Origin of the sequence: Nostoc sp. C110 (genome assembly GCF_043099725.1) — a bacterium.
In the GTDB taxonomy this organism is placed as follows: Bacteria; Cyanobacteriota; Cyanobacteriia; order Cyanobacteriales; family Nostocaceae; genus Nostoc; species Nostoc muscorum_A.
Genome location: NZ_CP171148.1, coordinates 6544014 through 6565978 on the forward strand (window position 1 = coordinate 6544014; position 21965 = coordinate 6565978).

General features: G+C 40.5%; 27 protein-coding genes and 1 pseudogene. 18 read left to right on the top strand and 10 right to left on the bottom strand.

What is annotated here, in order from left to right; all coding sequences use genetic code 11:
- Positions 1-22 precede the first annotated feature (22 nt).
- Positions 23-154, bottom strand: a complete 132-nt coding sequence (gene psbN / locus ACFFRD_RS33100; RefSeq protein WP_012410654.1) for a photosystem II reaction center protein PsbN — start codon at positions 152-154, stop codon at positions 23-25.
- An 85-nt stretch (positions 155-239) separates the two neighbouring features.
- Here psbN and psbH point away from each other — a divergent pair, with 85 nt between their 5' ends.
- The 3 genes from psbH (at position 240) to pth (ending at position 1662) form a co-directional block, all read left to right on the top strand.
- Positions 240-443: a photosystem II reaction center phosphoprotein PsbH gene (gene psbH / locus ACFFRD_RS33105; RefSeq protein ID WP_094327589.1), complete on the top strand. Its 204-nt coding sequence runs from the start codon at positions 240-242 to the stop codon at positions 441-443.
- A gap of 150 nt (positions 444-593) precedes the next feature.
- Entirely contained in the window at positions 594-869 is a 276-nt protein-coding gene (locus tag ACFFRD_RS33110) for a TatA/E family twin arginine-targeting protein translocase (RefSeq protein ID WP_114082827.1), read from the top strand.
- 151 nt (positions 870-1020) lie between these two features.
- Positions 1021-1662, top strand: a complete 642-nt coding sequence (gene pth / locus ACFFRD_RS33115; protein WP_114082826.1) for an aminoacyl-tRNA hydrolase — start codon at positions 1021-1023, stop codon at positions 1660-1662.
- A gap of 231 nt (positions 1663-1893) precedes the next feature.
- Here pth and rpsU read toward each other — a convergent pair whose 3' ends face one another.
- Together rpsU and ACFFRD_RS33125 are read right to left on the bottom strand one after the other, a co-directional pair.
- Positions 1894-2073, bottom strand: a complete 180-nt coding sequence (rpsU, locus tag ACFFRD_RS33120) for a 30S ribosomal protein S21 (protein WP_012410658.1) — start codon at positions 2071-2073, stop codon at positions 1894-1896.
- A 405-nt stretch (positions 2074-2478) separates the two neighbouring features.
- Positions 2479-2823 (bottom strand): hypothetical protein, encoded by a 345-nt coding sequence (locus ACFFRD_RS33125; RefSeq protein ID WP_114082825.1) that lies wholly within the window; start codon positions 2821-2823, stop codon positions 2479-2481.
- A 409-nt stretch (positions 2824-3232) separates the two neighbouring features.
- On the opposite strand from ACFFRD_RS33125, the gene ACFFRD_RS33130 reads away from it, so the two are divergent.
- The gene (locus ACFFRD_RS33130) at positions 3233-4069 is read left to right on the top strand and encodes an SPFH domain-containing protein (protein ID WP_392480083.1); all 837 of its coding nucleotides are present in this window, start codon (positions 3233-3235) and stop codon (positions 4067-4069) included.
- Positions 4070-4072: 3 nt separating this feature from the next.
- Here the strand turns inward: ACFFRD_RS33130 and folP are convergent, their stop codons facing one another.
- Together folP and tpiA are read right to left on the bottom strand one after the other, a co-directional pair.
- A complete protein-coding gene (gene folP, locus ACFFRD_RS33135; RefSeq protein ID WP_392480085.1) occupies positions 4073-4933 on the bottom strand; it encodes a dihydropteroate synthase in 861 nt (286 codons plus the stop codon).
- A 217-nt stretch (positions 4934-5150) separates the two neighbouring features.
- Positions 5151-5882, bottom strand: coding sequence for a triose-phosphate isomerase (tpiA, locus tag ACFFRD_RS33140; RefSeq protein WP_114082822.1), 732 nt, complete (start codon positions 5880-5882; stop codon positions 5151-5153).
- A 212-nt stretch (positions 5883-6094) separates the two neighbouring features.
- Here tpiA and ACFFRD_RS33145 point away from each other — a divergent pair, with 212 nt between their 5' ends.
- Complete coding sequence (locus tag ACFFRD_RS33145) at positions 6095-7576, top strand: GTP-binding protein (protein WP_392480086.1); 1482 nt, start codon at positions 6095-6097, stop codon at positions 7574-7576.
- A gap of 14 nt (positions 7577-7590) precedes the next feature.
- On the opposite strand, the gene ACFFRD_RS33150 is transcribed toward ACFFRD_RS33145, so the two are convergent.
- The gene (locus ACFFRD_RS33150; RefSeq protein ID WP_114082995.1) at positions 7591-7713 is read right to left on the bottom strand and encodes a DUF4351 domain-containing protein; all 123 of its coding nucleotides are present in this window, start codon (positions 7711-7713) and stop codon (positions 7591-7593) included.
- Between ACFFRD_RS33150 and ACFFRD_RS33155 the strand changes: the two genes are divergently transcribed.
- The 4 genes from ACFFRD_RS33155 to ACFFRD_RS33170 all read left to right on the top strand — a co-directional run bounded on the left by ACFFRD_RS33155 (position 7704) and on the right by ACFFRD_RS33170 (position 10770).
- Positions 7704-7835 (top strand): hypothetical protein, encoded by a 132-nt coding sequence (locus tag ACFFRD_RS33155; RefSeq protein WP_392483266.1) that lies wholly within the window; start codon positions 7704-7706, stop codon positions 7833-7835. The two genes, ACFFRD_RS33150 and ACFFRD_RS33155, sit on opposite strands and share 10 nt — an antisense overlap.
- Before the next feature lie 102 nt (positions 7836-7937).
- The gene (gene psb28, locus ACFFRD_RS33160) at positions 7938-8279 is read left to right on the top strand and encodes a photosystem II reaction center protein Psb28 (protein WP_114082820.1); all 342 of its coding nucleotides are present in this window, start codon (positions 7938-7940) and stop codon (positions 8277-8279) included.
- Between the two features lie 101 nt (positions 8280-8380).
- Positions 8381-8893, top strand: a complete 513-nt coding sequence (locus ACFFRD_RS33165) for a molybdenum cofactor biosynthesis protein B (RefSeq protein ID WP_114082819.1) — start codon at positions 8381-8383, stop codon at positions 8891-8893.
- A gap of 125 nt (positions 8894-9018) precedes the next feature.
- Positions 9019-10770: a diguanylate cyclase gene (locus ACFFRD_RS33170; RefSeq protein WP_392480089.1), complete on the top strand. Its 1752-nt coding sequence runs from the start codon at positions 9019-9021 to the stop codon at positions 10768-10770.
- A 230-nt stretch (positions 10771-11000) separates the two neighbouring features.
- On the opposite strand, the gene mraY is transcribed toward ACFFRD_RS33170, so the two are convergent.
- The gene (mraY, locus tag ACFFRD_RS33175; protein ID WP_114082817.1) at positions 11001-12092 is read right to left on the bottom strand and encodes a phospho-N-acetylmuramoyl-pentapeptide-transferase; all 1092 of its coding nucleotides are present in this window, start codon (positions 12090-12092) and stop codon (positions 11001-11003) included.
- Positions 12093-12172: 80 nt separating this feature from the next.
- On the bottom strand, positions 12173-12409 hold the full coding sequence (locus ACFFRD_RS33180; protein WP_012410288.1) for a DUF3134 domain-containing protein: 237 nt from the start codon (positions 12407-12409) through the stop codon (positions 12173-12175).
- Between the two features lie 242 nt (positions 12410-12651).
- On the opposite strand from ACFFRD_RS33180, the gene ACFFRD_RS33185 reads away from it, so the two are divergent.
- The 5 genes from ACFFRD_RS33185 (at position 12652) to mdh (ending at position 16275) form a co-directional block, all read left to right on the top strand.
- Positions 12652-13236, top strand: coding sequence for a PAP/fibrillin family protein (locus ACFFRD_RS33185; protein WP_163930107.1), 585 nt, complete (start codon positions 12652-12654; stop codon positions 13234-13236).
- Positions 13237-13567: 331 nt separating this feature from the next.
- Positions 13568-13783 (top strand): photosystem I reaction center subunit IV, encoded by a 216-nt coding sequence (locus ACFFRD_RS33190; RefSeq protein ID WP_012410286.1) that lies wholly within the window; start codon positions 13568-13570, stop codon positions 13781-13783.
- A 251-nt stretch (positions 13784-14034) separates the two neighbouring features.
- Positions 14035-14901 (top strand): DNA-formamidopyrimidine glycosylase, encoded by an 867-nt coding sequence (locus ACFFRD_RS33195; protein WP_392480092.1) that lies wholly within the window; start codon positions 14035-14037, stop codon positions 14899-14901.
- 86 nt (positions 14902-14987) lie between these two features.
- On the top strand, positions 14988-15203 hold the full coding sequence (locus ACFFRD_RS33200) for an NAD(P)H-quinone oxidoreductase subunit O (protein ID WP_114082812.1): 216 nt from the start codon (positions 14988-14990) through the stop codon (positions 15201-15203).
- Positions 15204-15291: 88 nt separating this feature from the next.
- On the top strand, positions 15292-16275 hold the full coding sequence (mdh, locus tag ACFFRD_RS33205) for a malate dehydrogenase (protein WP_392480094.1): 984 nt from the start codon (positions 15292-15294) through the stop codon (positions 16273-16275).
- A gap of 210 nt (positions 16276-16485) precedes the next feature.
- Here mdh and ACFFRD_RS33210 read toward each other — a convergent pair whose 3' ends face one another.
- The gene (locus ACFFRD_RS33210) at positions 16486-16818 is read right to left on the bottom strand and encodes a translation initiation factor (protein WP_114082810.1); all 333 of its coding nucleotides are present in this window, start codon (positions 16816-16818) and stop codon (positions 16486-16488) included.
- 93 nt (positions 16819-16911) lie between these two features.
- Positions 16912-17400: a hypothetical protein gene (locus tag ACFFRD_RS33215; RefSeq protein WP_194143070.1), complete on the bottom strand. Its 489-nt coding sequence runs from the start codon at positions 17398-17400 to the stop codon at positions 16912-16914.
- Between the two features lie 338 nt (positions 17401-17738).
- Between ACFFRD_RS33215 and ACFFRD_RS33220 the strand changes: the two are divergent.
- The 4 genes and pseudogenes from ACFFRD_RS33220 to ACFFRD_RS33235 form a co-directional block, all read left to right on the top strand.
- Positions 17739-18044: pseudogene (locus ACFFRD_RS33220) on the top strand (hypothetical protein); the annotation flags it as partial.
- Between the two features lie 79 nt (positions 18045-18123).
- Positions 18124-19191 carry an RNA-binding domain-containing protein gene (locus tag ACFFRD_RS33225; protein ID WP_392480096.1) on the top strand — a complete coding sequence of 356 codons (1068 nt, stop codon included), beginning with the start codon at positions 18124-18126 and terminating at the stop codon, positions 19189-19191.
- Between the two features lie 351 nt (positions 19192-19542).
- A complete protein-coding gene (locus ACFFRD_RS33230; protein ID WP_392480097.1) occupies positions 19543-20637 on the top strand; it encodes a reverse transcriptase domain-containing protein in 1095 nt (364 codons plus the stop codon).
- Positions 20638-21050: 413 nt separating this feature from the next.
- The gene (locus tag ACFFRD_RS33235) at positions 21051-21713 is read left to right on the top strand and encodes a Nif11-like leader peptide family natural product precursor (RefSeq protein WP_392480098.1); all 663 of its coding nucleotides are present in this window, start codon (positions 21051-21053) and stop codon (positions 21711-21713) included.
- Positions 21714-21965: the final 252 nt, after the last annotated feature.

A 21965-nucleotide genomic window follows, 5' to 3' on the forward strand; every position in this document is an offset into this window, starting at 1 on the left:
TGACCAATGACAAATGACTCTTTTAATCTTCGTGATCGTCAAACGGATCGTTCAATTCCTTGCTAGGAGGGCCAAAAGAGGTATAAATTGAAATTCCGGTGATGGCAACCACCACGGCGGCCATAGAAATGCTAAGAACTATTGCGGGTTCCATAATTGAGGGATAGATGATGAGTGCTATTCTTATAGAATATTACAGAAGATTAAAAAAAGCTTTGGCAAGTAATATTAGGTGAACTATGGCACAAAGGACTAGGTTGGGAGATATCCTGAAACCACTTAACTCTGAGTATGGAAAAGTGGCTCCAGGTTGGGGTACTACCCCTGTGATGGCTGTTTTTATGGCGCTATTTTTTGTGTTTTTGCTGATTATTCTGCAACTTTACAATAGATCACTGTTAGTTCAGGATGTAAATGTCGATTGGCGGAGTTTAGGACGCTAACGGATACACCGCTATCAAGTTTGGATAACAAGTTAAGTTACACCCGGTTCTTCCGGGTTTTTTTGTGAATGGTCAGTGCATACTAACTATTGAGTAGACTACATAATATATGAGTTTCTGTAGTGGTTCTATAGTTGACAGGAGACAAAAATGAATATATTTGGTATCGGTCTGCCGGAAATGGGTGTAATTATGGTAGTGGCGCTGTTAATCTTTGGGCCAAAGAAGCTACCAGAAATTGGTCGGAGTGTGGGTAAAACAATCCGTAGTTTCCAAGAAGCTTCTAAGGAGTTTCAAAGCGAGTTTCAAAAAGAAGCAGAACAGTTAGAAGAAGCTGTCAAGACTACTGCTGAATTGGAACCTAAGCAAATCTACCCTGCTAAATCAGAGCAGGATACTACCACTAGTTCTTCTCAACCTAGCTAGTAGTTTGTCTCATTAGTTACCAAGGGTGAACAAGTTCGTAGTAAGGACTTTAGTCCTGGATTTTAAGCACTGAAGTGCTTACTACAAACCCTCAAAACTAGCTTAGACATTGTACTAGTTGAGTGATTGATATCAATTGACTATAGGCAAAATGACAGAAGCTGTTACGCAACCAGCTTTGGTGATTCCACAACTAATTGTTGGTTTGGGGAATCCAGAAAGCAAGTACGACCAAACACGCCATAATATCGGCTTTGCTGCTGTAGAAGCTCTCTGCCGTTCTTGGCGCATTTCCTTGGCAGAAAACCGCAAGTTTCAAGGTGAGTATGGCGAAGGTATGGCCCCAGGTGGAGGTAAGATTCGCTTGCTAAAGCCGTTAACTTATATGAATCGCTCAGGACAGTCAATTCAAGCGGTAACAAGTTGGTATAAATTGCCGCCTGAGTCAGTGCTGATAATTTACGACGATATGGATTTGCCTTTGGGAAAAACTCGGCTGCGCCTATCCGGTTCAGCTGGGGGACATAACGGGATGAAAAGTGCGATCGCACATCTGAGTACCCAAAATTTTCCCCGTTTGCGAATCGGTATTGGTAAACCTAAAGGTGCAGCTAATAACGATGATTCTAATACTGTCTCCCATGTGCTGGGGCGATTCTCCTCTGCCGAAAATCAGCAAATGTCTCTTGTACTTCAGTTCGTGGTTGAGTGTATTGAACTAAGTCTCAAACAGGGAGTAGAAAAGGCGATGAATGTTTGTAATAGCCGCACCATTAATAATTCTGAGTCTTAGGGGCCAGTTTGTTTGCTAAAGGCGTTTATTTTGGTTGATGGGCAGCGATTTTAGCTTGCTCTATCCAACCGAAATAAAGCCTTTAACACGCTCTACACCCTAATTGAAGTGCGGCATAGTTTGCTTAATTTTTGTAAGAATAATGGCGATTTCTAGGAAGGGCTACGCCTAAGCGCTATTGCCTGTTTTAGGTCATAACCTCAAGCAACGCCAGTATCACACCAAATAGGTTTATTTAAAAGTTCTTTTGCGTCTAGCTGCCACTGCCTTACGTTTGCGTTTTTCAATGGGTGTTTCAAAGTGCCGATGATATTTCACATCAGCTAATATCCCAGCTTTGGAAACCTGACGTTTAAACCGACGCAAAGCTGAGTCTATTGCTTCATTCTCTCCAAGAATCACTTGGGTCATTCTTGCTTATTCCTCATAATCAACATTTTCCATTGTAATAGTAGCCTCAACCTTAGTAAAACCCCCCGATCTAAAGTCATTATTAAGAGGCTATCCATCCAGATGACACGGATTATGTGTGACTATCGAACGTCAAATTGGCACTTAACTAAAAGTTAATTTAAGCGCTCTAATGCACTCTCAGCAATAGTAGAGCAGATAGAGAAATTATAATGTCAAATTTTCCTGACTGTAATATGAAGTAGCAACAAGTGTAGTTTTGGCTACTATCACAATCCTAAGTTATTCGTGAGATAGAAAATCCCCAACTTCTGTGATAAGTTGAGGAACTTTATCTTTCAATTCATATTAATCAAATAAGATTGCTATCGCAACTATGAGAAAATTTGATTATATTTAAAAATTTTAAAAGTTGATTCTACCCTCATTCAATAATTTATATCCGGCTGCTAATGCGCCGAAAGCGACAAATAGATTCCATAGGCTAGTTGATCTGAAAATTACTCCACCACTCAAGAAAACTAGTACTATCCCAATACCTAACAAAATCCATCCAAGCTGACTAGCTTCTCTGCGATAAAACACCAATGTAAACACACCTGCCATAATCGCTAATACGGAAACTGTCGCTGGTAATCTGCTGGAAAAAGGTATGTAGTAACCGCTAACAAATATAATATTTTGACCAAAAAAGTATAACCCTGTGAAAAATAAAATTAAACCTATAAGTTTTATTAACAATCTGCCCATAATATTTTTATATTTTTAATGTCTGAAGCCAATTTTAACCCGATTTGTAGGGAAATTTTTAAACCGCTACTAAATTTTACGTAAAATTGATTAAATTTAAGTGAATATACTGTATCTCAGTCCAGACTGGCTAAAAATGCCAGTACAAGTAATGTTGATTACATGAAGTAGTCCTTGCCAGGGTGCGATCGAGGTGCTTTAATAGCGATGTCTGACGACAAGAAGTAAAGCTTCTACGCATTCCGCAAAATAGTTTTACTTACAAAAGTATGTACAAGACGCGCAGTGACTCGACATCGCTGCTGGTGTTCATAAAATTACAGACTCAAAACATTAAACTCTAAAGATATGACAAGCTAGTAGCATATCTTTGACACTAAATTCTCCCAAAAGCCGAATAGGAGCATACATGGAGCCAATTATTGCTATAGTTTTAGCCCTTATAGGTTATGCGTTAGGTTCTGCAAAACTGATTAATCAAGGAAATGAAGCCCTAGTTGAACGTTTGGGGCGGTATCATCGGAAACTTAAACCGGGGCTGAACTTTATTGTTCCCTTGGTAGATCAGATTGTGATGGAAGATACCACACGAGAGCAGTTTACAGACATCAAACCTCAGAATGTGATCACCCAAGATAATATTTATGTAGAAGTGGATGCTATTGTATACTGGCGCATTCGAGATATTGAGAGAAGCTTTTACGCGATTGAGGATCTGCAAGGGGCATTAACACAGATAACTACAACTACGCTCCGAGAAATCATTGCCCAAAATACCCTAGAGCAAACCAACGTCTCTAGAGCAGAGATGGACTCAGCTATATTAGATCAGTTGAATAATGTAACGGCAGATTGGGGAGTTGAGATTCTCCGGTTAGATATTCAGAGAATTACCCTACCTGAAAGTGTGCGAAAGTCTAGAGAAGAGGAGCAAGCCGCCGTCATCAAAAAACGGGCGCTAATTACCGAAGCAGAAGGGGAAAAAGAAGCTGCTATTAAGAAAGCAGAAGGAACTATGGCTTCAGTGCAAATCATTTCTCAAGCTCTCCGTTCCAATCCAGATAGTAGGGATATTTTGCGGTATCTCGTGGCTCAAGATTACGTAGATGCTAGCCAAAAACTTGGTGAGAGCAATAATGCCAAAATTGTCTTTGTAGACCCAGCTAACTCAAGTGAAATGTTTCAAGAGTTGATAGCCGAGTCAGTAACACAAGAAGGTAACGGCAAAAAAACCGAAGAACACTAATACCTAGCAATCATGTTCTATGGGTTGTCTCAATAGGGCATCAGCTACTAGTGAAACATCGTGCATTTCTTGAACATCGTGAACTCGGAGGATATCAGCACCATTAAAAATAGCAGCACAACAAGCTGCTGCCGTTCCCCAAACTCGTGCTTTGGGATCTGGTTGATTTAAAATGCGACCAATGAAACTTTTACGGGATGCTCCTACCAAGATAGGACAATTGAGTGTTGTTAGCGATCGCAAGCCGCGAAAAATTTCTAAATTTTGCTCATAGTTTTTAGCAAAACCAATACCAGGATCAACAATAATTTTTTCCCGGTGAATACCCACAGCAGTCGCTACCTCAATTTGCCGAGCCAAAAAACTATAAATCTCACCGAGCAAATCTTGATAATCAGTCTGTTGTTGCATTGTCTGTGGTGTCCCACGGATGTGCATTAAAATAATCGGCACACTTAACTCTGCAACTGTCGGCAACATTTCTGAGTCAAAAGTGCCGCCAGAAATATCATTAATAATATCCGCTCCAGCTTCTACAGATGCCTTGGCTACAGCCGCACGGGTTGTATCTACAGAAATCGGGACTGAAATTTCTGGTCTTAGCACCTGTAACACCGATAAAACCCGGTCAAGTTCCTCCGCCAGAGTGATTTGCTTTGCCCCTGGCCTAGTTGATTGACCGCCCACATCGATAATGTCAGCACCAGCCGCTACGAGTGCTTGCGCCTGCACTAAAGCCGCAGAGGTAGTGTTAAAGTCACCCCCATCACTAAAGCTATCAGGCGTTACATTCAAAATGCCCATCAAATAAGTTCGCTGTCCCCAATCGAAACAGCGTCCTCGAATTATTAAGTTGCTTGGCATAAAACAGGAGTCAGAATTCAGTAGTCAGAATTCAGAATACTCCACCCGTGAAGGGATGGAGTATCAACTCTTGAAAAATATTTTAATTTTATTTCGCCCACAAAGAGCAATGTTTTCAAGCAATATTCATTACCTAGTCGTACAAAATTCAATTCTGAATTCTTCATATCTACATTAGGCATTCCCATGCAGAGCATGGGAACGAAAATAAGGCATATTACACTAAGTGAAAATTCACAATCCGAGCGAAACTCTCAGGTTCTAAACTTGCTCCTCCCACTAAAACGCCATCGATTTCTGGTTGAGCCATGATTTCATCAATATTATTTGGCTTCACTGAGCCACCATATTGAATTGATACATTTGGATTACTCAACTGGCTCCGAATTAAGCCAATGATTCGATTAGCTTCCACTGCTTCACAAGTTTCACCAGTGCCAATTGCCCAAATTGGCTCGTAGGCAATCACCAAATTATTCTGATCGATATCTACCAAACCTTTGTCGAGTTGGAGAGAAATCAGTGCTTCAGTTTCTCCTGCATCTCGTTGTTGTTTAGTTTCACCAACACAGAGAATTGGAGTCAAACCAAACCTTTGAGCAGTTCGGAGGCGCAGATTAACGGTTGCGTCCGTTTCACCAAAGTATTGCCGTCGTTCGCTATGACCGACAATAACAAAGCGTACACCACTTTCTGTCAGCATTGGGCCAGAAATCTCACCCGTATAGGCTCCATATTCTTCCCAATGGATATTTTGTGCCCCTAGTTGGATGAGGCTACCGTGCAAGGTCTTAGACAAAACACTTAAATCAGTGAACGGAGGACACAATATCACTTCTCGCCCTTGGGGGGTTTCCTCTAAGTGGGGCAGAAATCCTTGTAAAAACTCCTGGGTCTCTGCCTGGGTTTTGAACATTTTCCAGTTGCCGGCAATAACGATTTTCCGCACAGGTAATTTAGTCAAGATCCTAACGCGCTATTTAGATGCATTTTTCAGTTTATGACTTTTTGTTAGCCATTAGTCATTAGTCATTGGTCATTGGTCAAGAGTTATTCTTTTATGCACCACTGTCCCCCTACTCCCCAAACCCTTGTTAAAAATAACTAGGATAAGAGACAGGGGTAATTTAAAAATCCCAAAATTTCAAACCTCATATTGATATGACTTCGACATTACCTGTGCCTGAACCTGATCAAAGCGATTCTGCTAACACTGAAGCAAATTCTCTCAGTTGGGAGGAAGAATTGGATAGCGCTATTTTCAGTTTTGAAGACATTCAGACAGAACTGAACTATAAACAAGCACAAACCGCGCTGCGAAACTTAGTAGCCAATCTCGACCTCACCCCCCAAGAAAAAACCGGATTGGAAACGGAAATTGCTGATTTGGAAACTATGCTGGGGAAGTTAGACCGCATGGTGGTGCAGATTGCGGCTTTTGGCATGGTAGGGCGTGGTAAGTCTTCGCTACTAAATTCTTTGGTGGGACAAACGGTATTTGAAACTGGGCCTCTGCACGGTGTTACTCGGACTGCACAAACAGTTAATTGGAGTATTAGTGAAGAAGCAATTGGAGAAACTGAACGGGCTTTGCGAGTTACTCTCCCTGGTGTAGGTCAATCGCAGGTGGAATTAATTGATACTCCTGGGTTAGACGAAGTAGATGGTGCAACCCGTGCTGTGTTAGCCGAACAGATTGCGAAACAAGCAGATTTGATTCTGTTTGTAATCTCTGGCGATATGACGAAGCTAGAATACGCCGCCCTTTCTCAGTTGCGGGAAGCAGGTAAACCGATCATTCTGGTGTTTAACAAAGTAGACCAGTATCCAGAAGCAGACCGGACGGCAATTTATCACAAAATCCGAGATGAAAGGGTGCGGGAATTACTCACGCCTTTAGAGATTGTTATGGCTGCGGCATCGCCATTGGTGAAGACGGCGATTCGTCGCCCTGATGGTACTAGGGGCATACAGTTGCGTACAGGGAATGCCCAAGTTGAAGAACTGAAGCTGAAAATCTTGGAGATTTTACATCGTGAGGGTAAAGCCTTGGTTGCTCTTAATACCATGCTTTATGCCGACGTTGTAAATGAGCAGTTAATCGAACGAAAACTGATGATTCGGGAACAGAATGCCAATCAGTTGATTTGGAAGGCTGTGATGACTAAAGCATTAGCGATCGCACTTAATCCCGTAACTGTGGTAGATATTCTGAGTAGCGTGGTCATTGATATTGCTCTGATTTTGGGTTTATCTAAGCTTTATGGCTTCTCTATGACCGAATCTGGTGCTGTACAACTGCTACAAAAAATCGCCCTGAGTATGGGCGGAATTGGTGCTAGTGAATTGTTGGCAAACTTGGGTTTGAGTGGATTGAAAACTTTACTTGGTATCTCTGCAACAGCTACAGCAGGTATTGCCCTTGGCCCTTATATATCAGTGGCACTTACGCAAGGGGGAGTAGCTGGTGTTTCTTCTTACGGTATTGGGCAAGTTACCAAAGTTTATTTAGCCAACGGCGCGACTTGGGGGCCTGATGGGCCAAAAGCAGTAATTAATCGGATTCTGGCAAATCTGGATGAAACCTCAATTCTCAACCGGATTAAAGATGAATTACTCCATAAGGTAAAACTCAGAAAGTGATGTATAGATTTATTTCAACTGCTGGTATTTTCCTCAAGCCAAGCGACTAAATCAGACACATTTGAAAAGTCTAAAAATTCTTCTTCTAATTGTTCAGTAGATAAGACTCGAATTCTCTTGAATATTGATGAATCTATATAACGGTGAAATTGTCGACAAAATTGGGCGGGGGCTAAATTTACTTGTGGGTATTGCCAATACTGATACTGATGCGGAAATTGACTGGGTGACTTTAATACTAGACAAAGAGGCAATTTAAGTATATACACTAAAGAAGAATAACAGAAGCCTATAGACAGTGGAGTTCTAATTGATGAGAGAATATTAAATTAACCATCACAAAAGTTTAAATTCATTCATCATGGCGAAAATCCAGTTTTCTAAAGGTCTTGACGAAGTAGTAATTCCAGAAGTGCGGCTGACGCGATCGCGCACTGGTGACAGTGGTACAGCCACGTTTATTTTTACGAATCCGAAAATTTTAGATCAAGGTAGCACCGAAGATATTACCGGAATGTACTTGAGTGACGAAGAAGGCGAAATAATTACCCGTGAAGTGAAGGCTAAATTTATCAACGGGAAACCGGAAGCATTAGAAGCACTTTACGTGATGAAATCTGCCCAAGAATGGGAACGCTTTATGCGCTTCATGGAACGGTATGCTGAAGAAAACGATCTTGGACTCAGCAAAGCTGAAAAATAGTGTGTAGGGTGAATGGCGAATGGCTTATGTTGTTTTTTCATGTCCAATACGCCATTCTCCGTTCCCAATTACCCATTATCAAAAGTTAAAACCCTTAATCCATGACACAACAACCACATCCAGATTCGCTTGGGATTACGGTAACTTGCGCTGTGGTTACTGTCAGCGATACACGCACACCCGAAACAGACAAAAGTGGTCAGCTAATTCAGCAGTTACTTCTTGGTGCTAACTATGCTGTTGGAGCCTACACGATTATCAAAGATGAACCAACACAGATTCAAGAGCAGATAGAAAATTTGGGTAAAAGCTCAAATTTGGATGCTGTAATTTTTAATGGTGGCACAGGTATTGCGCCAAGAGATACTACTTATGATGCCATTGAGAAGTTATTGGAGAAAACTTTGCCGGGATTTGGTGAGTTATTCCGTTTTTTAAGTTATCAAGAAATTGGTTCGCGAGCGATCGCTTCTCGCGCTGTTGCTGGTGTGTATCAAAATAAATTAATCTTTTCGCTTCCTGGTTCTAGTAATGCTGTGCGCCTGGCGCTGGAAAAACTGATTGTGCCTGAACTCACTCACTTGGTAAGTCAGCTTTGTAAGGGAGTGAAATGAGCAGCCTTTCAGGGGGCTGCAATAAAACTAAGCTATGAGGCACTTAAATCATCCTTTCTACGCTTACATCTTGAGACTACCCAGAATTATAGTTAAACGGATGAAATATTCATACCAGATAAGCAATGCAGCCTATTTACTGGAATTGCATAATTGCTCACGGCATCACTGCATTTTCATACTTTGGCATACCTATATTAACAGGGGTGTTCTTTGCCAAAACTAAGGCAACTATCCCTTCTAAGTTTTGGCTAGCCTTTTTATTATCAGGTGGATTCCTACTACTTTGCGGATTTCATCACTTTTTGGCGATTTTTGAAACACATTCGTCAATATCGCTATTGCACTTAGTCGTGCTTGATCTAATGGCGTTTGTTTCCTTGTCTGCCTTACTCTACCTAATGCCAACCGCCTATCAAATTGTAGAGGCGATCGCCAAATATCAAGAAGATACCCGCGAACTTCAACGCAGCCAGCAGATGCAACGGCTATTTCTAGATCAAGGCCCCTTTGGGGCCTATATCAAAGATGAGGAATCTAGAGTGCTTTATTACAACCAGGAGCTACAGTCTAGATTTTCAGTAGATTCACAAGAATGGTTAGGAAAAACGGATAGTGAATTCTTGCCAGATCCCGAAGAAGGGCAGAGAGTAATGGAAAACGATCAAGTCGTTTTGAAGACTCTACGCCCCTTAAAGCTGATTGAAGAGGTAAAGGTACCTGGCAATAATCAGCCGTGCTACTGGCTATCGTTTAAGTTTCCGTTTAGCGATTACGCAACGGGTGCTTACCGCATCGGTGGGATCAGTATCGATATTACAGAATCAATAGAAGCACAGCGATCGCTCACCGATCTAAATCGGCAGCTAGAAGAAAAAACGCTGAAATTAGAGGCAAAAAAACGGGAACTTATATATCTCTCAGATATGGCAGATATGCTTTATTGCTGCGAATCTGAAGATGAGGTATATCAAGTAGTCGCTTTAACCTGTTCCAAGCTATTTCCTAATATGAGTGGTTGTATATATATAATTGCTAATTCCAAGAATTATGTTCAGATGAATAGTTTTTGGGGAGATAAAAGAACCAGTAAAGAAGTATTTTCACTGTCTGAATGTTGGGCATTGCGGAGAGGCAAATTCAACCTTTTATCGTCTAGTAACTCAGGACTGATGTGCAACCATTTAATACAGCCTATTAGCGGCATACATTTGTGTGTTCCATTGTTTGGACAAGGCGAAGTAGTTGGGATTTTACATATCTATGCCTTTGAAGAAATCAGTCCAGAAGATCAACAAATTACTGAGATTATTGCTAGAACTTTAGGCTTTGCACTAAATAATCTATCGGTAAAACAACGTCTTACCCATGATAATTTGCGGGATGGGATGACCCAACTATTTAATCAAAGCTATATGGAAACTATACTGGAACAAAGGCTAGCGGAGGCTGAAAGGTCGGGACAACCTCTTAGTGTTATTTTTCTGGATATCGATAACTTCAAATCTTATAACTCGCGCTATGGGCATGTGACTGCCAATATTGTTATTCAGGGATTAGGAAAACTGCTGTTAAAATCTATTCGCTCTTTTGATATTCCTTGCAGATGGGGTGGTGAAGAATTTGTGATTGTCATGCCTAATATGACGCTGGAAGCGCTCAGGAAGCGAGTAGAACAATTAAGGGTAGATGTTGAACAAATGCAATTGAAGGATGGCGATCAGATCCTTCAAGGGATCACCGCCTCTTTTGGAATAGCTGTATCAGAACCAGGGATTACAGTTAAGGATTTTTTGAATCGGGCAAATCAAGCAATGCTTGAAGCAAAGCGAACAGGGAAGAATCGGGTTATGGAGTATGTAAATAGGTACGATTGAAATAATTCGTAATGACGCTCGAGGATTAGCTAACGTAATTCGTAATTCTGTAAGCGGTGGAATAGAGTGTAGAGAAGCTCAGTGCAATTTCGCGTTTCTATGAGGCTTTTAGATAAAGCATTTTCCCGTATAAAAAAACAACTCCCTGAAGATGTGGGAGTTGTTTTTTATCTTTTACTATTTTCTCAAAACATGATTCAGAATGGAGCGATGCCTGGGTTGGGCTGCGCCTACGCCAAGCAGATGGCAGCCAAAATAGCCGCGATGACATAAAATACTCCAACCACTTGCAATTCTGACCAGCCAGTGAGTTCTAAATGATGGTGTAAGGGTGCCATTTTAAAGAGGCGCTTGCCTTTGCCATCAGGGCCCTTGGTGGCTTTGTAATAACTTACCTGTGCCATCACCGAAAGGGTTTCTACGAAGAAGATACCACTGAGAATGAACAGTGCTACTAAGGTGTTTGTCAATAGTGCTACAGCAGCTAATGCTCCTCCCAGTGCGAGGGAACCGGTATCTCCCATGAAAACGCGGGCTGGGTTACGATTATGGGCTAAGAAACCTAAACAACCACCACTTAAAGCCGCACAAAAAACCATTAACCCTGGTGCTGTAGGTGCAATTAAGGCTCCTAATGCCAAAAGTGCGATCGCTACTGTTCCGGCTGCCAAGCCATCAATACCATCTGTTAAATTAGTCGCGTTACTTTCTGCAACTAGTACAAAACCTGCCAAAGGCCAAAATAGAAATCCTAATGGTAGTGTGAAGCTGACCCAAGGTAAAGCAATATTTGTAATATTAGAAGGTTGATTAAACATTAGCCAGAGGCAAAATACTGCCGCAAAACCCACTTGCAAAGCAAGTTTTGTTCGGGGAGATATACCTTTATTTGATTTCCGGCGCAGAATTTGCCAATCGTCAAGCCAGCCAATCAATCCATAGCTGGTTGTCAATGCCGAAACTGCAAGGACATCTGTAGCAAAATTAGACAATATGCAGGCAATAATTACACCTACAGGGATAAAGAATATACCTCCCATTGTGGGAGTGCCTGCTTTTTTTAGATGAGCTTGGGGCCCATCTTCGCGGATTATTTGTCCAGTTTTGAGTGCTTGGAGTAAAGGTATTACCCAAAAGCCAACCACACCTGAACCCATAGCACACAACAGCAGTGGCAGGGTTAGCGACATACTTTGCCAGGGTAGCCTGTTGGCCATCGAATCTAAGAAAAATGCTGTTGTACCTAACCCAACGGCTAATAAAGAGGCTAGTGCAATTCCAGAAATATTTAATCCTTGCTCAGGAGATAATTTAGCGTCCACAGAAGTTTCCCTTCACTCCACACTTATTAAAATTGAATATCAGTAGCTAGGGATACTACCAAGTCCCTAGCCTGAAAAGGCTAATCCTCGGCGATTCCTATATCGTCATCATCATCAAGGTCGTAGCCAATTCCATCTTCTACACCCATTAGGGAGTCTATTTCTTCTTCCCCATCTTGAAAATCCGGGTCGTGAACGTCACGTGTTATGATCCGACCTTTATTTTCCAACCAATCCAACAAAGAGGACTCTGGCTTGAGGGGGATGACATGGGCTCGCTGGTTACGGGGTTCTTCACGTAATGGAGAGTTCAACATATCAAAGAAGACAAGAAAAGGTTTACGTAAGTTGACATTTAGAGTCTATCACTTGACACGGATTTATTTAGTTATCTTTTCAACCCTTTAGTGAATAAATCCGCATTCAGATAGAAATTTTTTATTTAATAGGCATAAGGCTTAAGTCAAGCAATTCTTAGTAAGTTTTATGGTTCTCCATATATGTGATGAATATCTTGTTTATGCTGATGGAAACTGACTGATTTTAGAGGTGACAGGCGATGATGGGAAAAGCGGCTCTCATGGATGCGATCGCTGGTACAAATCGCGGTTTACTAGCGACTGAAGCACAGAAACAAGCTATCTTAGCTGCGATCGCCAATTTAGAAGACTTTAATCCTACACCCCGCCCGGTAGAAGCTGGTAATTTGCTAGATGGCAATTGGCGATTACTATACACCACTAGCAAGGCTCTTTTAAATTTAGATCGTCTACCTTTTTGTAAACTGGGTCAAATCTATCAGTGTATCCGGGTAGAGACTACCAGTGTTTACAACATAGCTGAGATTTATGGCTTACCTTATTTAGAAGGATTAGTCAGCATTGCTGCTAAATTTGAGCCAGTTTCAGGTCGGCGTGTCCAAGTGAAATTTGAGCGGTCTATTATCGGCTTACAACGTTTAATAGAATACAATTCTCCGGGAACTTTTATCCAACAAATTGAAGAAGGTAGAAAATTTCCGGCGATTGATGTTGCCATAAACAGTGATAAACAGCAAGGCTGGTTAGATATCACTTATATAGATAACGATCTGCGGATTGGCAGAGGTAACGAGGGGAGTGTGTTCATATTGAGTAAAACATAAAGTTTGTACAAAAATACTGTTTGCGAATGAAGGTACGCTATAACATCTACCTTGTCAAGTAGGGTCTGATACCTTTTTAAATTTTGGGTGGGTAGTGGGGAGTGGGGGAGAAGGGGACAAGGGGACAAGAAGTGAGAACTTGAAACAAGTCTTTCCCCTTGTCCCCAATTCTCCTTGTCCCCAAGTCCTCTTCCCAATGCCCAATTCCCAATGCCCAATGCCCAATTCAGACAAATAACTTAACAAAGACTCTAGCAGCGACCTTCAGGTTGTAGAGTGAAATCAATTAGCCCTCTAGATTGGCGATTGATAACTAAAAGGGAAAATAATCATGGTTCAACGTGGTTCTAAAGTACGTATTCTCCGCCCTGAATCCTACTGGTTTCAGGATCTAGGAACTGTGGCTTCCATTGACCAAAGCGGCATCAAATACCCTGTAATTGTCCGCTTTGAAAAGGTCAATTACTCTGGTATCAATACCAACAACTTTGCCCAAGATGAATTAGTCGAGGTTGAAGCACCAAAGGCTAAACCAGCTAAAAAATAGCAGCAAGGCTACAAGGGGGTTGTTTGATGCGATGATGAAGGGTAGTCTTAAGTCTGAAGTATGAAATCTGAAAATTTCAGTTCATTCATTCTTCACCCTAGCCTACCCTAATCTATGAGAGCCGCCCTGCGGGTATTCACGGTTTCTTTTGGGTAATAATACGAGCCATCTACGGATGTGTAAGTTAGTATCCCATCTCTTCTTTATTTGAACCCCCAAGTACATCAAAATTGTCTGCTTAATCAGCTTAAATGCCTGAACTGCCTGAAGTTGAAACAGTCCGAAAGGGTCTAAATCAATTGACTCTTAACCAAGAAATTACGGGTGGAGATGTGTTGCTCAATCGCACCATCGCCTACCCGTTTTCTGTTGGTGAGTTTGTTGATGGAATTGAAAAAAATGCGATCGCTACTTGGCATCGTCGCGGTAAATATCTCCTGGCCGAACTCTCTTCCCCTTCTTCAACCAGTTGGCTAGGGGTTCATCTGCGAATGACCGGTCAATTACTATGGCTGCATCGAGATGAACCATTACATAAGCACACGCGGGTTAGATTATTCTTTGGGAATCAGCAGGAATTACGTTTTGTCGATCAGCGCACCTTCGGTAAAATTTGGTGGGTTCCGCCTGGTGTTGCTGTAGAAAGTATTATGACTGGTTTGGCAAAACTGGCAGCAGATCCATTTTCGCCAGAATTCACTGTCGAATATCTAGCAAGCAAACTCAAAAACCGCCGCCGTCCGATTAAAACTGCGCTACTCGATCAGTCTGTGGTGGCGGGATTAGGCAACATTTATGCCGATGAAGCCCTGTTTAAGAGTGGAATTTTACCTGAAACTTTGTGTATAGATTTGCAGCTAAAGCAAATTGAGCTTTTGCGAACAGCCATAATTCAAGTTTTAGAAACCAGCATTCAGGCTGGCGGTACAACTTTTAGTAATTTCTTAAGTGTTCAGGGTGTCAACGGCAATTATGGTGGTGTTGCTTGGGTTTATAATCGCGCTGGAGAACCCTGTCGAGTTTGTGGTATGCCAATTCAACGGATTAGGCTAGCTGGGCGATCTAGTCATTTTTGCTCCGAATGTCAAACGCTAGGGGGAATTAGGAGACGCGATTAATCGCTTCTTTACAGGAATTGTTACTTCTAATTCGGAAGTCTCCTAAAATGCAGATAAAACAATCTAGAAATTTGAGAGGGGAATTCATGGCAGTTAAAAAGGGAGATATGGTTCGCGCTATCCGCGAGAAACTGGAAAACAGTCTGGAAGCAAAAGCCAGTGATACTCGCTTTCCTTCTTATTTGTTTGAAACCAAGGGCGAAATTGTAGATGTTAAAGGTGATTACGCCCTGATTAAGTTTGGGAAAGTGCCAACGCCAAACGTTTGGTTACGCGTCGATCAACTAGAAGAGTTTAAATAAGCAAAAAGAATTCAGAAGTCAGAATCCAAGAGTCAGGATGAATTCTGACTCTTGAATTCTTGTTGATAAAAATCGCACTTTAATAATTATGTCTTTTTCTCCTAACTCTCCAATTGTGTGTAATTTACCCCGTGTCACCATCGTAGGTGCGGGTAGAGTTGGTAGCACTTTAGCTCAACGCATTGCAGAGAAAAACCTTGCAGATGTAGTTTTATTAGATATTATCGCGGGAATGCCCCAAGGCTTGGCGCTGGATTTGATGGAAGCCAGGGGAATTGAAATACATAATCGCCAGATTATCGGCACAAATAATTATGCTGATACATCTGGTTCTCAAATTGTGGTCATTACCGCAGGACTTCCCCGCAAACCAGGGATGAGTCGGGATGATTTGCTGAAAACCAATGCCAAGATTGTCGTAGAAGCGGCAAAAAATGCGATCGCTCATTCTCCCAATGCTATTTTTATTGTCGTCACCAATCCCTTGGATGTGATGACTTATTTAGCTTGGCAAGCTACAGGTTTACCACGCGATCGCATTATGGGTATGGCTGGTGTCTTAGATTCCGCCCGTTTTGAAGCCTTCATTGCCCTAGAATTGGGCGTTTTACCCGCCGATGTCAAAGCGATGGTATTGGGTAGCCACGGCGATTTAATGGTTCCCCTGTCTCGTTATGCTACCGTCAACGGCATTCCCATCACAGAATTGCTGGATGCAGCCACAATTGAACGCTTGATAGAAAGAACCCGCAATGGTGGCGCAGAAATTGTGGAATTGATGCAGACGGGTGGTGCTTTTTTTGCTCCAGCATCGGCTACTAGCGTGATGGTAGAATCGATTTTATTAAATCAGTCACGGTTGTTGCCTGTAGCGGCATATCTGCAAGGTGAATACGCTTTAGAAGATGTTGTGATTGGTGTTCCCTGTCGGTTGGGATGCGGTGGAATTGAGAGTGTATTGGAATTGACACTCAGCGATGAAGAAAGAGAGGGTTTGCATACTTCGGCTCAATCTGTGCGTCAAAATATTGAGCGATCGCAGGAAATTTTAGCTAACAAAAATAATTCGTAATTCAACATGAGTTCGATGGCTCATATAGTGCAATACGGTTCGGTTAAGGAAAGAGACGCGATAAATCGCGTCTTTGTGGATAATTTATTTTTTGCAATTCCCTTACTACATAAAACAGTCCCTCTCCGAGTCGGAGAGGGACAGACTTGAACTTTAGTTCAAGGCAGGGAGAGGTTTGTCAAACTCACCAGAGTATTTGTGCCATTCGCGTTAACGACGGTAATCCTCATCTGCGGGATCACCGTAGGGGTCTTCGCTGGCTGGGCGGACATCACCAAACTCCCCTGTGTCTGCGGGGTCGCCGTAAGGGTCTTCACTAGCTGGGCGAACGTTGCCGTAAGACGATATATCTGCGGGGTCGCCGTAGGGGTCTTGACTGGCTGGAATAACGTTGCCGTAAGACGCTGGGTCTGCGGGATCGCCGTAGGGGTCTTCGCTGGCTGGACGTACATTGCGATCGCGGAATTCAGCATTTTGATCAGCTTGATCGCTGTTCGATCCCAAGAGTAAATCTTTCGCCTTTCGGAAAAATTCATTTACCATAATCTGTCTCCTGATTTAAGTTCGTGTTTCCGACGTGCGCGATGGCGTTATCCTCCGGGAAACCCGCTTTATATTTACACACGCTTCGCCGATCTAGAGTGCTGGTGCTGCGGATGAAGTTATACCAGTTAGATCGCGACCTGTGGCACTCCGGTTATAGCCCTGGAATTCCCGATACTTTTGTGCTTCAGATTCGGGTACTCGGATTCCTTCTGGTGGTGGAGTTACCCAGTGAGCGCGATGTTCAGCATCGCGGTAGTATACGCGCCCGTTCTTGGAAAGATAGTACTTACCCTGCGCTCCTTCTTGGGGAGCATTCTTATGCTGGTTGTACATGTAGTAAAGTGCCGCAGCCCCCGCCAAAAGTGCCACTTTTTGACCTGTACCCAATCCTTTCTTAACTTCGGTTTGGTTTGTGCGATCACTGACTGTTCTACCAACGGTATCATCAACAGGTGGTGGTACTGAAGCTTTTTGGGAACCGCCTCCGCAGCTACTCAGCAAGGGTACCATTAGCAATGCCGAAAGTAGCACTGCAAATAGACGCGACACTATTTTACGTTCTTTAAATATTGTGTTCATTGGATTTCTTCATCACCTGTATTTGCTAAAAGCCTCGCTGTTGCAAAAACCAAGTTGGAAATCCTGTTATTTCACCTGGGATTGAAAAAACATATTTCACTTAATTTGTAACTGCACAGCTACAGCGTTTCACTTTTATGATGATTGGTTTTCTCAAGTCTTCCATCCTGCCTTTGAGAGAAATTGCATTCATCCCAAAGAAATATATTATTGATTTTTAATTAATTTATTTAGCTGAAACGCCGAAATATTCAGCAATTCCTCGGTTATTTTTTCTGAGTAAATAAATTACAAAGATACAGCTACTATGATGATCTTTGTCAAAAAATAGATTAAATATGACATCAAAAAATACAGCCCAAACTAGCACTCGTCTCCTTTTGGCTTTGTGGGATTTGGGAGGAACGCAGCAGGAAGTTAAAAAGGGTCAACTCAGCAAGCGAATTGTATCTAAAAGCCAGAAGGTAGCAGATTATCAGGGTTCATTTGAAGAATTGCAGAATCAGGGTGCGATCGCAATTTCCAAAAAGGGATATTCTCTAACATCCCCCAAGGGTTTAGAGGTATTGGGTGAGGGTTTGAGAAGTGGTGATTTTAAATTTGAAGGGACGATTGTCGGAACTTGGGCGGCGAATACACTGGTGAATATGTCAAAATATTGACTAAGTATAGGAAATTTCGGTCAGATATTAATTTAAACCTAACTCTACATTTATTACTGATATGACCCAGCAGATTAAATTCATACAAGAAAAAATTTTCTACAGAGAAGAGGGAAAGTATGTTGAATTTAAGAGTGTAGAGTCTCAAAAGCCTGTTAATAAAATTGTAGATCATGCAGAGGAATACATAATAGGGTTTCTTAATGCCTCGGTAGAAGGAGATATTTATTTAGGTATAAATGATTCTGGTGAAATAAAAGGGGTTACTCTTAGTCGAAGTCAAAGAGATGAAATTCAAAAAAACATAACTGATAAACTAACGAATATAGATCCAGTTATTCCTCCATCTTGTTATGGTGTTAATATTCATTTTGTTCATAACGCAGAATTAAAGCAAATTGAAGATTTATGCATTGTGCAAATACAAGTTTCACAAATAGAAGAAGATTATCTTTACAAAACATCAGGAGGAATACATTGGCTGTATGAAACCAAAGGAGGAAGTAATTATCTCAAGAAGTCATCAAGTTGTATAAAGCTGAATAATAAGCAAATTGAAGAAGAGATTAGATATCGTCATCACAAACATTTAAAGAAAGAATTAGAAACTATTAATAATCAACTCTTAAAATACCCAAAAAGTATTCAATTGTTAATCAAAAAAGTTGAAATAGCTAAATTTATGAATGACATAGAGTTAATCGATGAAACATATAAGGAGATAATTTTACTAAAACCTAATAGCTCAAAAACACGAGTTGCTTATGCATCTGCACATAAAAGTATCGGTGATTTGGAAGGTGCATTGTCAGTTATTAATGATGCTCTACAGGTTAATAAACCTAATTCTGATATTTTAAAAGCACGGGGAGAAATACTTTTAATTTCAAAAAGAACAGATGAAGCGCTTAAATCTTATCAAGATGCGCTAGAGTTTAATCCAGATGATTACACTATTCTAACTCAGATTGGTATTACATTTCGGGAGTTAGGTAAATACAAAGAGTCTATTAAGTTTTTTAATTATGCTCTTTTAAAATCTCCGACTTATAGGGCTGCAAAATATGAAAAGAAAAAGACATATTCCAAGATGTTTCAAGAAGGTATAGAAATTAATACAACCTCCTAAAAAACAACTCAAAATTTCAATTGCTTATTCTATCATTTTTTAGAGCCAACTTAAGGCTATTGCTTATCAGCCTTGTCGGACTGTGTACATGTTCAAGATTGGGTACTATCTAATTACCTGATTGAGTAACAAATAAACCACTTTGTTTTTATGACATCTGTGGAAATTCTATATATATTATGTTATAACTATCACATTACCTGCTTATGGGCATTTATTTCCGTTGACGATACTGCAACGGTGTATTCTCATGTTAGCCTTACGCCACGTGACGATTTATTGTGTGTTACGTAATGCATTAAGCGTGAATGTCCATAGTAAGTATTTTTTTAGCGAAGCTAGTAAGCAGTTGTGAGCAAAGATACTTCCCATTCTTTATTACTATATGATAGCTGTAAAGAACTATCAGAAAAATTTAAAAAATTAGAATCTCCACAAGATGTTGCACAACTTCTAGAAGTGCCGTACAAAAACTTAATTTATTACATTTACAGAAAGTCTGAAGATTCACGATATAACAGTTTTATACTACCTAAAAAATCTGGTGGATCTAGAACTATTCATTCTCCCAATAAATCCTTAGCAATTATTCAGAGGAAATTGAGCCAAGTTTTATATACTATTTATCGTCCTAGAGCATCTGTTCATGGTTTTGCTGCTAAACGAAGTATAGTTACTAATGCTAAAGCCCATATTAAGAAGAAATTTATTTTAAATCTTGATCTCAAGGATTTTTTTGATTCAATTAATTTTGGTCGAGTTAGAGGTGTTTTTATTGCAAAGCCTTACGAAGTAAACGAAAAAGTTGCCACTATATTGGCTCAGATTTGCTGTTTTAATAATAAGCTACCTCAAGGAGCGCCAAGCTCACCAATTATCTCAAATCTTATTTGTGCAAAAATGGATAGTGAATTACAAAGATTCGCTGAAGAATATGGTTTATTTTACACCCGATATGCTGATGACATAACATTTTCTATCAACCGAGATGAGTTACCATCTGCGTTAGTTGATAGTTATAATAAAGGATTACCTCATGTGGTTTTAGGAAAAGAGTTGAAGTCAATTATAGAGAAAAATGGATTTCAGATAAATGATGCAAAGGTTAGACTAGCTTATAAAACACAGAGGCAGGCAGTTACTGGTTTAATTGTTAATAAATCTGTTAATGTTAATCGCAAATATATACGTAATCTTTATGGCGCTCTTCATGCTTGGGAAAAATATGGTTTGGAACAAGCAGTAGAGACTTACATATCTAAATACGCAAAAAAACCAATTTTGTCAGAGAAGGATATACCAGCTTTTCTTGATTCCTTGCGGGGAAAAATCGAATTTATAGGGAGTGTCAGAGGCAAAGATGATGAGCTATATCAAAAATTTCTCAATATTTTTAATGGGCTAAGAAGGAAAGAAGCTGATAAAGAAAGTATTGCAGTTGAATAGCAATCGCTTTATCGCTTTTACTTCCTCCGCGATTTACCTATTAACTAAAAACAGCAACATATATTTATTTTCTTCTTTCTGCGTCTCTGCGGTTCGTTTCAAAGTAACTGAAGTGCAAGTTGTTTTACGGTTAATTCGTTTATGAATAATTAATACTATCTATTGACTTAACTTTATTTTTATGGATTGCAATAAAGAGCGATCGCACAACCCACCACAGCGATCTTCATGTTCTCTCAGTATATTTTATTTATGGTTACAAACTTTACAGAAATTTTATACTTAAATACTGTGTAATTTCATTTACATGAGATAAGAGATTTAGTACTGTCGAAGAAACACATTATACTTACTACACTGGTGTTCATTGATAACCAACCCGTACCAAGTTTAAGACTTAGGTGAGATGACCCATGTATTATCAAATTTGGAATTTCTTTCTTAAAGAAGATAAATACATTTATTGGAAAGAACAAATAAAAGTTAACAAAACTTGTAACAAAGTTGTATGGCAAAAGATTATTGATTTTTTGTCTTTAGTAGAGCAAACTTTCCAATTGAAAAGTCAACTAGCAGAAACCGATAGCCTTGAGCCATTTCTTAAGTTAGCAAAGGACAATGGTCATAATTTGACGGCAGAAGAACTTGCGTGGTTTCTAGTTACAAGAAGACAGATTTGGGATCTTTTTGATTTTGCACAAAAAACGCCATCTCTCAAAGAAGAATTGCTCATAGCGAAAAATCCGCAGCAGTTCGTCAACATAGCTGCTAATAATGGCTATTCCTTTTCTGTAGAAGAGTTAGCTTGGCTGTTAATTGAAATCAAATCATCGCCAGAAATAGTATCTATCAACAACAGTGTTGGGGAGATTCTCACAGGTTCAAACTACGGCAGAATTGACATAGGGTACTGGATTTGGCTAGCAGAAGACTGGGGAATTGTGCCACCATTCTGTCATCGAGAGAAGCCGGGTAATATATTATTTGGAGATGCCAATAATCCTTTTTTACTCGATCGCTGTTTTCTACCCAAAAGCTATCTTAATCAACGCCTTTTGGTAAGTATTAATTCGTAATCATGTATATAGTAATCCGTGCAGGAGTTACGAACAAAAAGATGCTCGATTTTTATAAAAAGCTGGGCATCTTGAGAGGATGTTTGAAAAGTATTTTTGTCGGTATCGAAAGTTTTAGATCCCTCTAAATCCCCCTGAAAAAAGGGGACGGGGATATAAAGTGCCTAAAGTCACAATGAAATACTTTTCAAACAACCTCTGAGTCTCTCAACATAGCTGCGTCAAAATTCAAAAAGTTAAATTAAACTTATA